Source organism: Corynebacterium propinquum DSM 44285 (genome assembly GCF_000375525.1).
Lineage (GTDB): Bacteria > Actinomycetota > Actinomycetes > Mycobacteriales > Mycobacteriaceae > Corynebacterium > Corynebacterium propinquum.
This window is the reverse complement of the sequence record NZ_AQXC01000002.1, coordinates 185,740-198,686: the sequence shown is the minus strand read 5'-3', so window position 1 is coordinate 198,686 and position 12,947 is coordinate 185,740. Positions and strand designations below refer to the sequence as shown.

The window sequence follows — 12,947 nt, the reverse complement described above, 5'->3', positions numbered from 1 at the left end:
TTAGAAAACCAGCTGGAACGATTCTGCAGACAGCTTGTCTGCAATCGTCTTCTCCAGCTCCGCCGGTACTTCCGCTTCCACACGCAGAATCAGAATTGCGCCATCGCCCTTAGCTGCCTGCGTCAAAGCAGCAGCCTCAATGTTGATGCCGGCGCTGCCCAGCTCGGTACCAACAATTCCCAAGGCACCAGGCACGTCGGTGTATTGGAAGAACAGGTTGCGTCCCTCCGCACGCATGTCGACGCCCCGGCCGTCGATGCGCACGATCTTTTCGATACGTTCCGTACCGGTCAGCGCACCAACTACGGTGGCCGACTCGCCATTGGAGTTGACGACTTTCACCTGGAGCGACGAACGGTGATATGCGGACTCAGTCTGGCTATCCACGTTGATCTGCAGACCGCGTTGCTCAGCAACCTGCGGTGCATTCACGAAGGTAATGGCCTCATCGGTGACGCCGCTAAACAGACCGCGGACAGCCGACAGACCTAGAACATCAAGTTTTTCGGTCGACAGCTCACCACAACCGGTAACCTCCAATGACACTGGCGCGCCATCGAGCAAGCGCGAAGCAGCAACACCCAGCTTGCGCGACAACTCGAGCCACAGTGCGACTTCTTCATCGACACGTCCACCAGAAACGTTGACAGCATCGGCAACGAATTCACCACGCAGGGCCTTCAACACAGACGCAGCAACGTCAGTGCCTGCACGATCCTGCGCTTCCACGGTGGACGCACCCAAGTGCGGCGAAACGACGGTTTCTGGCAAGTCAAACAGCGGCGAATCAGTGCATGGTTCAGATTCGTAAACATCGAAACCAGCACCACGGTGGTGGCCGGATTTGATGGATTCGGCCAACGCAGCTTCATCAACCAAGCCACCACGAGCCGCGTTGATGATGATCTGCCCCTTTTTCGCCTTCGCCAACAGCTCAGCATTAAACATGCCGGCGGTTTCTTTAGTCTTTGGCAGGTGGATAGTCACGAAATCAGACCGCGACATCAACTCATCCAAGCCCACCAATTCCACACCGAGTTGCGCAGCGCGCGCCGGGTTTGCGTATGGGTCATAGGCAATGATTTCGGTTTCGAATGCGGCCAAGCGCTGGGCGAATAGCTGGCCGATGTGGCCAAAGCCGACGATACCGATGGTTTTATTGAAAATTTCGACGCCCTTGAACGAAGAGCGCTTCCATTCGCCATCGCGCAGAGTTTTATCAGCAGCAGGAATCTGACGGGCAGTGGCCATCAGGAGTGCAATCGCTTGCTCACAAGCCGAATGGATGTTCGAGGTTGGAGCGTTTGTCACCATCACACCGCGCTCGGTGGCAGCGTCGATATCGACGTTATCCAAGCCCACGCCCGCGCGGCCGACGATGCTGAGGTTTGGTGCAGCCTCGAGGACTTCCTTGTCCACGGTTGTTGCCGAACGCACGAGCAGTGCATTGGCTTCACCCACAGCAGCCAGTAGCTCTTTTCGATTTGGCCCGTCGACCCAACGCACCTCGACGGCATCGCCCAAGGCGTCAACCGTGGACTGGGCTAGCTTATCTGCAATTAAAACCACCGGCTTGGTCACTGAAATACTCTCCTGCAAAAGATGTTGGGTTGAATAGAGTTGCTATGAACTTGGGATGTGGTTTGGATTATACAACCCGGTAGGCTCGATGCTACGAGCTCTACCGGGATTAAAATTCGCGGATTGGTGGCCGCACAGCGCCCGTTGTGGTGTGCACCGGGTGCCGAGTAAGCGGTCCGCAGACTTAGCCGAAGAAAACTTTGATCTTAGAGAGACTTCGCCTTAGAGGTCTTCTTCTCGGATTTCGCGGTATCTTCAGCGCGTTGTGCGGAAAGCTCCGCGACCCGAATTTGATGAGCGAATTCGCGTTCCGTGCCGAATTGACGCCCGAAAGCAACCAGCGGGCCGTCGGCAAGACCTGCCACCATCGACAGCGACTCAGAGTTCTGCGTCGGATCGGGATTCGGCATCACGCGTACCTTGGCGCCGAACGCCGTAGCATTGGCCACCGAAATAGCTGGTGATTCATTCGTGGCCACCATCACCGGGGCCATTTCTTTGTCACGACGCGATTGCGCGTACACTGCCGGAAGCTTATCGTGCTCTCGGGTTTCCAATGGGTCCCAGGTAGCGACGACCTCTTGCGAACCTCCCGGCGTTAACTGCGACAGCGCGTGCACGAGGTTAGCCGGGTCTTTGACTTCAATTTGTTCAAATTCATGCGCGGTGAAATCAGCTAAGGCTTGGTCAGTTCCGGGATCGTTAAAGACCTCCACTGCACCCTTGGCATCAGCAATTCCCACCCTGCCGACGGTAAGCACACGTTCCACGTTGAGATCAGCAATCAATTCGTTGATATCCCGGTGCACGCTGCGATCATAAATCACCACTGGCGCGTATTGTGCAATGGCGATGGAGGCGCCCCGGGCAATCGCACCAGCACGATTTTCAACCACGATCAGGGTGCGTGACTGTGCAAAGAATTCTCGCACAGTGTCCAATCCGTAATCTTCGGCGATGATTTGCACCTTATTGGGATATGCGTCATCGACGAAGCGGTTCAGGTTTTCTGACCTGGCCTGATTAACTGAAGTGGGTACGGCGGCGGTGGTCTTTTCGAACGGCCGCGATTCAAAGTTTTGCTGCACCGAACTGCATGAAGCGACCACCATGCCGCTTGCGGCGATAACAGCTGTTACCGCCAAGCTAGGGTTACGCCGTGGCATCAAGTGGGTTCTTGACCCAGCTCATCAGGTCACGCAGCTTAGCACCGGTGGTTTCGATCTGGTGCTCGTTGGTCTCCTTACGCAGATCCTCCAGCTCCTTGTTGCCATTTTCCACGTTGTCGATGAGACGCTTGGTGAAGGTACCATCCTGAATATCACTCAGGATGTCCTTCATGCGCTGCTTGGTCTCGTCGTTGATCACGCGAGGGCCGGACAGGTAACCACCAAACTCAGCAGTATCAGATACCGAGTAGTTCATGTTGGTCAGGCCACCTTCGAAAAGCAGATCCACGATCAGCTTGAGCTCGTGCAGGCACTCGAAATACGCCATTTCCGGCTCATAGCCCGCCTCAACCAACACCTCAAAACCAGTCTTGACCAACTGTTCCGTACCGCCACACAACACAGCCTGCTCACCGAACAGGTCAGTGACAGTTTCCGCTTCAAAGGTGGTTGGGATGACGCCCGCGCGAGCACCACCGATGGCTGCAGCATAAGACAGGCAGAGGTCGTGGCCTTCCTTCTTTGGATCCTGCTCGATAGCGATCAAGCACGGTACACCTTTGCCGTCTGCAAACTGGCGTCGTACCAGGTGACCAGGCCCCTTCGGTGCGACCATACCGATGGTGATGTTGTCGGCTGGCTCAATCAGCTTGAAGTGAATATTCAGACCGTGACCGAACAGGACAGCGTCGCCATCCTTCAGGTGAGGGGCGATTTCGTTGTTGTAGAGGTCTTTCTGAGCGGTATCAGGCGCCAGAACCATGATGACATCTGCCCACTCGGCAGCTTCCGCGTTGGTCTTGACTTCAAAACCAGCCTCTTCTGCCTTGGCGCGCGATTTGGAGTTCTCGCGCAAACCAATGGCAACCTCAACGCCGGAATCGCGCAGGTTCTGCGCGTGGGCATGCCCCTGGGAACCGTAGCCAATGATGGCTACCTTACGGCCTTGGATGATCGACAGGTCCGCATCATCATCATAAAAAGTTTCAATAGCCATAACAGATCCTTTCTTACGGATTCTATAGTAATAAGCACCTAGCCCGCCCTCAATTTACCACAGTGTGTATCACGGTATGGGACAGGTAAGTCACTGTATGAGATTTCGAGTTATTTTCCTGGTGCCATCGTCTTTGGTCCGCGCGCCAAGGCGATACGTCCACCCATAACCAGCTCGCGCACCCCGAACGGCTCCAGTACATCGAGTAACGCGCGAAGCTTGCCCGAAGTGCCCGTGGCTTCAATGACCACAGATTCTTTTGCCACGTCCACGATCCGGGCACGGAATATATTCGCAGCATCCACCACTTGCGGGCGGTTCGACGCATCCGCAGAGACCTTGACAAGCATGATTTGGCGCGCAATCGCCTGCGCATCTTCCAGCCGAACGACCTTCAGAACCTCAATCAGCTTATTCAGCTGTTTGGTAACCTGCTCGATCACGACATCATCTGCATCCACAACCACAGTCAATCGGTTAATACCTGATTTTTCGGTGCGTCCGGAAACTAGAGAAATCAGCGAATAACCACGACGGGTAAACAGCTGCGCGACGCGCGAGATAATACCGTCGACGTCCTGCACCAGGACAGACAACGTGTGGCGGGTGGTCTCATTTTCAGCCATGGTTAGTTCTCCTGTTCCGGGTGCTCTTGCACGGTCTCGTGGATTTCTGCAGGCGATTCCCCTGCAGAGTTATCTTCGTCGAAAAGCGGACGCAGGTCCTTTGCATACTGGATATCGGAGTTGGATGCACCCGCGGACACCATCGGCCATACCTGCGCGTCTTCTCCGACGACAAAATCGATGACCACAGGGCGATCGTTAATCTCGCGCGCCTTCGCAATAGCGGGTGCCACATCTTCTTTTTTAGTCACCCGCAGCGCAACGCAGCCCATCGCTTCGGATAAACCGACGAAATCCGGGACGTAATCACTGTTTTCTTTTTTCAGTTTGGTATTGGAATAGTGCTGATTGAAAAACAGGGTTTGCCATTGACGCACCATGCCCAAGTTACCGTTGTTGATCAGCGCCACCTTGATTGGGAAGCCTTCCATGAAGCAGGTCGTCAGCTCCTGGTTAGTCATCTGGAAACAGCCATCACCGTCGATCGACCAGACTTCCTTGTCCGGGCAGCCAGCTTTCGCACCCATCGCAGCCGGGACGGAATAACCCATCGTTCCCAAGCCACCCGAGTTCAGCCACGACCGCGGTTGTTCGAAATCCAGGAACTGTGCCGACCACATTTGGTGCTGTCCCACACCAGCAACGTAGACCGCATCAGGGCCGGCAGCCTTCGACAATTGCTCGATGACAAATTGCGGCGACAGCGAACCATCTTCTTGTTCGTCATAGCCGCGCGGGAAGCGTTCCTGCAAGCCACGAAGATAAGTCAACCACGGAGTCAAATCACGGACAGCACGGGAAGAATTGTTCTGGAATGCGCGCAGCAGCCCCAGCAGCACCTCACGAGCATCGCCGACGATGGGCACATCCACCGCGCGGATTTTCCCAATTTCTGCTGGATCTACATCAGCATGAATCACTTTGGCATCCGGGGCAAAGGTAGACGTATCACCTGTCACGCGGTCGTCAAAACGCGCACCAACGGTAATCAGCAAATCGGAACGCTGTAGAGCAGCCACAGCTGGCACGGAACCGTGCATGCCGGGCATTCCCATGTGCAGCTCATGCGAATCCGGGAACGACCCCAAGCCCATCAATGTGGTGACCACCGGGATACCGGTATATTCTGCGAAATCACGAAGCTCACGGTGGGCTTCAGCCTTGATGACACCACCACCGATATACAGCACTGGCTTGTCTGACCTCGAAATCAGGTCTGCTGCAGCCGTCAATTGCCGTGGGTGCGGATTAGTCACCGGCTTATAGCCTGGCAAGTCCACTGTCGTCGGGAAGACATAATCCATCTCGGCGACCTGCAGGTCCTTCGGGATATCTACCAGAACCGGGCCTGGACGTCCCGTCGAGGCCAGGTGGAAAGCGGCGACGATTGCCTCTGGAATGTCTTCGACGTGAGTCACCATGAAATTGTGTTTGGTTACCGGCATGGTGACACCACGGATATCAGCTTCCTGGAAAGCATCCGTACCCAGCATTTTCGAGCCCACCTGTCCGGTGATAGCCACAACAGGGACGGAATCCAACATGGCATCCGCCAATGGGGTGACCAGGTTCGTCGCGCCAGGGCCGGAGGTTGCGACCATGACACCGACTTTTCCAGTTGCTTGTGCATAGCCTTCTGCGGCATGGCCAGCGCCCTGCTCGTGACGAGCCAGCACGTGACGCAGCTTTTGTGAGTTGTACAGCGCATCATAGAGAGGAAGCACCGCACCGCCCGGAATACCAAAAGCAATATCGGTACCGAGGTCTTCCAAGGTCTTCACGATGGCTTCTGCACCGATCATGCGCACACTAGCGGCATTCGAACCGGCGGCGGAAGCACCTGCCGACGGGCTGGGCTGGTTTGTGGCCGACACGTTGTGGGTCTCCATTCCATCAAGATTTTTCTGTTTCACGCTCGGGTGATCAGGGCGAGGGCGCAAAGCTGCGGTGTTTTATTGCGGTCCTCTCACAACAAAAGCCCCCGACATGTGCACTGTGGTGGGTGCTGTCGGAGGCGTGCGTTAATACGGCTGCAAGTGTGTCCCGTTCGGGCACGCCCCCTAGGGCACTACTACTTGAAGTCGAATCTCGTTGATCACGAGACCTACATTACACAACGGTGTGAGAAAACTCGATTTCACCCCCATCTGGCTCACAACAGCACGTCCGTGGAGTCTAGAATTACCCGACATGACGCTAGATTTCGTGCTGGAACAGATCTGGCGCTGGTCGATCGAACGCGGCGTAGATTTCGCGTTACTTTTCATCGCCGCGCTGCTGGTTCCACGAGCGGGACGCCTGGCCCACCGCTGGTCACAACACCGTTCACAACGCATCGCTGATTTTGATGAATCTAAATCTTCCTTGGCCGTCGCAGGCGTAGCGATTTATATCGTGCAACTCATCGCCTATTTTGTGCTGTTCGTCTTTTTCCTCCAACAACTCGGCTTTTCTCTGGTAGGAGCCACAATCCCGGCCACCGCAGCTTCAGCTGCAGTAGGTCTGGGCGCACAATCGATCATCGCGGACTTCCTGGCCGGGTTTTTCATCCTTTCGGAAAAGCAATACGGCATCGGCGACTGGGTAAAATTCGAAGGCAACGGCATCGAAGTCGAAGGCACCATCATTCAGGTCACGATGCGAGCAACCCGCATCCGCACCTTGAATGAAGAAACCATCATCATTCCCAACTCGACCGCACGCGTGTGCATCAACCACTCGCACTATTGGTCTTCTGCCGTCGTCGTCATGCCGGTGCCACTGCTGGAAGTCAAAAGCCCGTGGCAAGCCGTCGAAAGATTCGAAAAAGCCACCAAGCGTGCATTAGAAGTGCCAGAGATCGCTGAAGTGCTACAAGGCGAATTAGAGATCCACCCGGCCGTCGGCAATGGCGTCAATCCGCCGACAGTCGTCGGGATGCCCTGGACGGTCAATATCCGCGCCATGATTTTGACCGAAGCAGGCATGCAATGGATGGTCGAACGCGCCATCCGGCTCTCCGTTATGGAGGAATTCTGGAGCGAATACGGCTCAGCCCCCACTATCAGCGGCGACCTGCAAGGCGAAATCTCGCTGCGAGAAAACCCCTCCGGCACCAACAACACCGATACCTCAGGTGCCTATACAGAAAACCCGTGGGTCGACATTTCGCTAGGTACCAACACCCCGGAAGAAAACAGCCAAGAAATCACAGAGCTAACCGCCCAGGATTCCGAGCACTACCGCAGGTTTGACCCGCGCACGCTCGTCGGCAAGCTATTTTCTTTCAACGGCAACCTGCGCCCATCGACGACGGGGCTGTCCCTGTTGTTTATTGCCTTGCTCGTCGTGCGAGTACTTGGCTCAAGTATCGAGATCGATGGTGAATTGGTCCACGGCCCACTAGCACCGCCAGCCACGGAAACGACGTTGAAGGTATCGACGAATTAAAGATTTTTCATTCATCCCGTAGCATGGTCGCCATGAGTGTTGCAGAACAACCTGCCCAGGGCACAAGTTTCCGCCCAGAGCGCACCCACATCATTGCCGCTGTACTCATCATCGGTATCGCAATCATGGGCATCGCTTGGGCCCCACTCGTGCTTGGCTGGTTATTAATATTCCCACTAGCTTTTATCTACTGGACCGTGCGCGCGAAAACCACAGTTACTGCAGCAGGTATTGCCATCACCTACGCTTTTAAGTCCGATGTATTCATTAATTGGGATGATTTCCAGGGCATCGGATTTCAACGCGCCCGCGTATTTGCCAGCACCAAGGACGGCAAGCAACACAACTTGCCCGGAGTGACCTTCCAGTCGCTTCCCCAACTGGAAGCAGCATCCCACGGGCGCATCCGCGACGTACTCACCGAAGGAAAAGAAGCCGCCGACGACAAAGTCGTGATCACGCACCGCGATGGCCAACGCATCATGATGACGCGTGAGGAATTTGAAAAATACGACGGTGTTGCCGCCCAGCATTACGAATCGCACCCGGCATCCCACAAACACCAACGGCCACAACCGCGCCGTGGCTCCCGCGATAACGGCGGATAAAATCCGACTGCTGACTCTGACGTCTGACTCTCTATATCTGCTATTCCCTACAGTATCGCCAATCACAATCCAATCAGAAAGACGCACAAGTGTATCCTCTTCGCTCGAAAGTCACGACCGTTGGTCGTAATGCAGCAGGTGCGCGCGCTTTATGGCGTGCCACCGGCACCCGCGACAACGAATTCGGCAAACCAATCGTCGCGATCGTGAACTCATACACGCAGTTCGTTCCCGGGCACGTCCACTTGAAAGACGTCGGCGATATCGTCGCCGAGCAGGTGCGTGAAGCAGGCGGAGTACCAAAGGAATTCAACACCATCGCGGTTGACGATGGCATCGCCATGGGGCACTCGGGCATGCTGTATTCTCTCCCCTCGCGTGAAATCATTTCCGATTCCGTGGAATACATGGTTAACGCCCACACCGTTGATGCGATGGTATGCATCTCCAACTGCGACAAGATCACACCGGGAATGCTGAATGCGGCGATGCGCCTCAACATCCCCACCGTGTTTGTCTCCGGTGGCCCGATGGAAGCTGGTAAAGCCGTCGTCGTTGACGGTGTCGCACAGACCTCGTCGGATCTTGTCGACGCCATTTCGGCATCCGCCAATGACAAGGTTTCCGACGCCGAGCTGACGAAAATCGAAGAATCCGCCTGCCCAACCTGCGGCTCGTGCTCCGGCATGTTTACCGCAAACTCGATGAACTGTTTGACCGAGGCACTCGGGTTGTCCCTGCCCGGCAACGGCACCACACTGGCTACGCACCAGGCACGCCAAAAACTATTCGAAAAAGCTGGCCAGCTCATCGTCGATATGTGCGAGCGCTACTACGGCAACGAGGACGACTCCGTGCTGCCTCGTAATGTCGCCACAAAAAACGCCTTCCGCAACGCCATGGCGCTGGATATGGCCATGGGTGGTTCCACGAACACAATCCTGCACACCTTGGCGGCTGCGCAGGAAGGTGAGGTGGATTTTGACCTGCACGACATCGAAGAGATTTCGCACCAGGTGCCGTGTCTGTCGAAGGTCGCACCCAACGGCATCTACCACGTCGAAGACGTCCACCGCGCAGGTGGCATTCCCGCGATCCTGGGCGAGCTGCGACGCGGAGGGCTGCTCAACGAAGACGTACACACCGTGCAGTACGACACCCTGGATGGCTGGCTCAATGACTGGGATATCCGCGGCGGCAAAGCCATTACCGATGCCGAAGATTTGTTTTATGCCGCGCCCGGTGGCGTGCGTACCACCGAGCCATTTTCCAGCACGAACCACTGGGAATCGCTAGATACCGACGCCGAAACCGGCTGCATCCACGATGTCATGCACGCTCATTCTGCCGACGGCGGTTTGGTCGTTCTGCGTGGCAACCTGTCACCAGATGGCGCAGTGCTGAAAACCGCGGGTGTGGACGAAAGCCTGTGGGAATTCAGCGGTCCAGCGCGTGTGCTCGAATCCCAAGAAGCAGCCGTCAGCTCGATTCTTAAGCGTGAGGTACAACCAGGCGAAGTCGTCGTGATCCGTTACGAAGGACCCGCAGGTGGCCCTGGGATGCAAGAAATGTTGCACCCGACGTCATTTTTGAAAGGCGCCGGACTGGGTAAAAAGTGCGCTCTGATCACCGACGGCCGTTTCTCCGGCGGCACTTCCGGTTTGTCTATCGGCCATATTTCCCCCGAAGCCGCAGCTGGTGGGCTGATCGGTCTCATTAAAAACGGGGACCCCATCCGCATCTCCGTCAAGGAACGCAGCTTGACTTTGGAGCTCGACGATGCGGAGATCGAGCGTCGTCGGCAAGAAATGGAAAACCGCGAGAAACCTTGGCACCCAACCGAACGCAAACGCACCGTCACCAAGGCATTGCGTGCTTATGCCAAGATGGCCACCAGCGCAGATAAAGGGGCCGTACGCCAAGTTGACTAGCACGAACGCTGCGCTGCGGCAGCTCAGTGCCCCTCACAGTGCCCCTATGCTGACCATCATCGGGCTACTTGCGGGGCTGGCTGCCACAATTTATCGCATCGCTGAGACGACATCGCCGGTGGATATGGTGATTTACCGGCAAGGCGTCGACGCGTTTTTACACGGCCGCGAGATGTACTCCGAGCCAATGTTCGCCGGGGATCTTGCGCTGCCGTTTATTTATCCACCCTTCGGCGCGCTGTTTATGGCACCGCTGAATGTGATTCCGGGTATTGATGACACCCTGGCTGGGCGCATTGTCATTGCGATTTCTAATGCGCTACTGCTGTTGTGTCTCTGGCTAGTCTGGCGCTGGCTACTGCAGAATAGCCGCTGGGCGTTGCCTGCCGCCGCGACCAGCTGGGCGCTGGCATTGATCAGCGAACCCGTCGAGCTCAATCATGGTTTTGCCCAGATCAACGTCATTTTGCTGTCGCTGGTGGTACTCGATCTAGTTCCCCGGAAGCGCACACTTCCGCAGGGTTGGCTGATCGGCATCGCAGCAGCCATCAAGCTCACACCACTGGCGATGCTGTTGTATTTCTTGGTGCGCAAAGACATCCGCGCGATTATCACAGCGGGGGCTTCTGCGGCACTGGCAACCCTGCTGGCAGCTTTCGTGCGTTTTGATGCCACCTGGGAGTTCTACGGTGCGCGTCTGCTAGGAATGGGCTCCGGCGGCGATTTCGGAGTAAACACCTCATACCAATCCAATAGCTCCTGGCGCGGAATGATCCAGCGCTGGTTCACCAGCGAGCAGGCATTGGAAGACTCTGGAAATCTCGTCACTGCACTGTGGGCAGTGCTGGTGATCCTCACGATTGCCGGTGGCGCCTGGCTCATGGTCCAGCTATTACGCCGTGGCTATCTTGTCGACGCCTGGCTTATCAACGCAGTGATCATGCTCCTGATCTCGCCGGTATCGTGGTCCCACCACTGGGTCTGGCTGGCCGTCGCCGTCCCGGTATGGTTCTGGCGAGCCCTGACATGGCGTAGTTATGCTCTCACCGTAGTCGTCGGTGCCTGGGTTTCCGTCTTGGTTTTCCTCGAGCAGCCACCCAAGTGGTGGTACGGCGACGCCATCGACGTACACGCGCTCAGCTTCTGGCCGAAGCTGCTTATCAGTGATTTTGTCTGGCTGGGGTTAGCCACCCTGCTTATCCTTGGCTGGGAATTGTCCGGCGCTCGGGACCGTAGACGTCTGCACCACCAGGCCCCGGAGCACCACGCACCCGCCGATATGTAAGCACGCGGTGCACCCAGAACCAGAACCGCAAGAGTTGGGTGTTTAGCTGGCCAACGGGTTGGTACCTGCGAATAGCCACCACGCAGCAACCACAGCAGCGATTCCGAGGATCGCGAAAATCCAGGACGATGCCAGCGGACGTCGTGCCCACCCACGGGCACCATCAAGCGCATACAAACCGGGACCGGTAAATTGTACAACCACCGCGATCGCGGCAACCATGACCGGTACCCACAGGGTTTCTTCCCAATTAAAGATATTGAGGCCAACCTGCGCGTCGGCAAGCTGGTGCACAGCCAGAAAACCACTCACTGTCACCGCAACCATGCCAGCAATCGGTGCTAATAGACCCAGCAGCAAGAAAATACCAGCAGCCAGCTGCAGCGCCGGCACCAAAATAGCCAACAAGTGGTCCTGGTTATAAGCAGAGAATTCGGATTCTAAGCCCGCGATGCCCTCGTGGTTGCCCAAGGAGAAAAACGTCCCCACTGCCTGAATAATCAGCCAGGCCGAAAATACAATACGCAATAAGAACAACCCGAAGTCGATAGTGCCGCGACGCGTCTCGGTTAGTTCAGCGTGCTCCATGGCACCTGCACCTGCTGCTTCTTCGTTTGGTATGCCATTGCCCTGCGCATAAGGCACATCATCCGGGAATTGCTGCTGGCCATCATGCGGCTGTCCCGGCTGGGTAGGTCCCGGCTGCATGTTGTTCGACGGTGTGTTGTTCGATTGTGCGGCCTGGTTTGGGATAGCGGATGCCGCCACCGGCACCGTAGTCTGCTTTCCTGCAGGGTCAATAACCTCGGTAGTTGCAAAATCTTCGTCTCGGTATTCCGGACGCTGCGAATCAGCGTCTACTTGGTTGTCGTTACCGTCTGGACCGCCATTAGCGCTAGAAGCCGCAGCCTTTTCCGAACTACCTACTCCGGCTGCAGAACTCTGCTGCGCAAATTGGGTAGTCGGTTCGGAATCGTTACCAGGCCCAGTACTGTCAGCACGGTTCCTGCTAGCACCTGAATTCGGCTCAATGGTCTGCGGCGCCGCTCGACCGGCCCGCTGGAAAATCGTGGTGCGTTGTCCCTCCGATGCAGATTCGGCATCCCGTTTAAAGTCTGCTTTCACTTCCGTTTTAGCATCGGAATCTGCTGCAGACTTTTTCTGTGATGTTTGCGGCCCCTTATAAGTGGGAACATCAAACTCGTCGTCATGAAAATCCGCTTTGTCGGGCTGGGGCGCGAAATTACTCTTAGCCTTCGATTTATCTGGGTTATTTTTACCATCGCTCATGGCCCCAATTTATGCGACAGCCCAGCGTATA

At 56.1% G+C, this 12,947-nt stretch carries 10 protein-coding genes; 4 read left to right on the top strand and 6 right to left on the bottom strand.

The genetic code is table 11. From position 1 onward, the window contains the following. The 5 genes from serA to B142_RS0102920 all read right to left on the bottom strand — a co-directional run bounded on the left by serA (position 1) and on the right by B142_RS0102920 (position 6,262). Positions 1-1,581: a phosphoglycerate dehydrogenase gene (gene serA, locus B142_RS0102940; RefSeq protein WP_018120057.1), complete on the bottom strand. Its 1,581-nt coding sequence runs from the start codon at positions 1,579-1,581 to the stop codon at positions 1-3. A gap of 206 nt (positions 1,582-1,787) precedes the next feature. Then, entirely contained in the window at positions 1,788-2,747 is a 960-nt protein-coding gene (locus B142_RS11685) for a hypothetical protein (RefSeq protein WP_155860918.1), read from the bottom strand. Beyond that, complete coding sequence (gene ilvC, locus B142_RS0102930; RefSeq protein WP_018120055.1) at positions 2,734-3,747, bottom strand: ketol-acid reductoisomerase; 1,014 nt, start codon at positions 3,745-3,747, stop codon at positions 2,734-2,736. Before ilvC ends, B142_RS11685 begins: the two co-directional genes overlap by 14 nt. A 110-nt stretch (positions 3,748-3,857) precedes the next feature. Further along, positions 3,858-4,373: an acetolactate synthase small subunit gene (gene ilvN / locus B142_RS0102925; RefSeq protein ID WP_018120054.1), complete on the bottom strand. Its 516-nt coding sequence runs from the start codon at positions 4,371-4,373 to the stop codon at positions 3,858-3,860. Between the two features lie 2 nt (positions 4,374-4,375). Beyond that, on the bottom strand, positions 4,376-6,262 hold the full coding sequence (locus B142_RS0102920; RefSeq protein ID WP_018120053.1) for an acetolactate synthase large subunit: 1,887 nt from the start codon (positions 6,260-6,262) through the stop codon (positions 4,376-4,378). Between the two features lie 301 nt (positions 6,263-6,563). Between B142_RS0102920 and B142_RS11680 the strand changes: the two genes are divergently transcribed. From B142_RS11680 to B142_RS0102900, 4 genes are all read left to right on the top strand, one after another. Further along, on the top strand, positions 6,564-7,802 hold the full coding sequence (locus B142_RS11680; protein WP_018120052.1) for a mechanosensitive ion channel family protein: 1,239 nt from the start codon (positions 6,564-6,566) through the stop codon (positions 7,800-7,802). Between the two features lie 32 nt (positions 7,803-7,834). Next, on the top strand, positions 7,835-8,410 hold the full coding sequence (locus B142_RS0102910) for a PH domain-containing protein (RefSeq protein ID WP_236588361.1): 576 nt from the start codon (positions 7,835-7,837) through the stop codon (positions 8,408-8,410). 89 nt (positions 8,411-8,499) lie between these two features. Continuing rightward, positions 8,500-10,341 carry a dihydroxy-acid dehydratase gene (gene ilvD / locus B142_RS0102905; protein ID WP_018120050.1) on the top strand — a complete coding sequence of 614 codons (1,842 nt, stop codon included), beginning with the start codon at positions 8,500-8,502 and terminating at the stop codon, positions 10,339-10,341. Further along, entirely contained in the window at positions 10,334-11,626 is a 1,293-nt protein-coding gene (locus B142_RS0102900) for a glycosyltransferase 87 family protein (protein WP_162138196.1), read from the top strand. Before ilvD ends, B142_RS0102900 begins: the two co-directional genes overlap by 8 nt. Before the next feature lie 42 nt (positions 11,627-11,668). On the opposite strand, the gene B142_RS12825 is transcribed toward B142_RS0102900, so the two are convergent. Further along, positions 11,669-12,916, bottom strand: a complete 1,248-nt coding sequence (locus B142_RS12825; protein ID WP_018120048.1) for a DoxX family protein — start codon at positions 12,914-12,916, stop codon at positions 11,669-11,671. Positions 12,917-12,947: the final 31 nt, after the last annotated feature.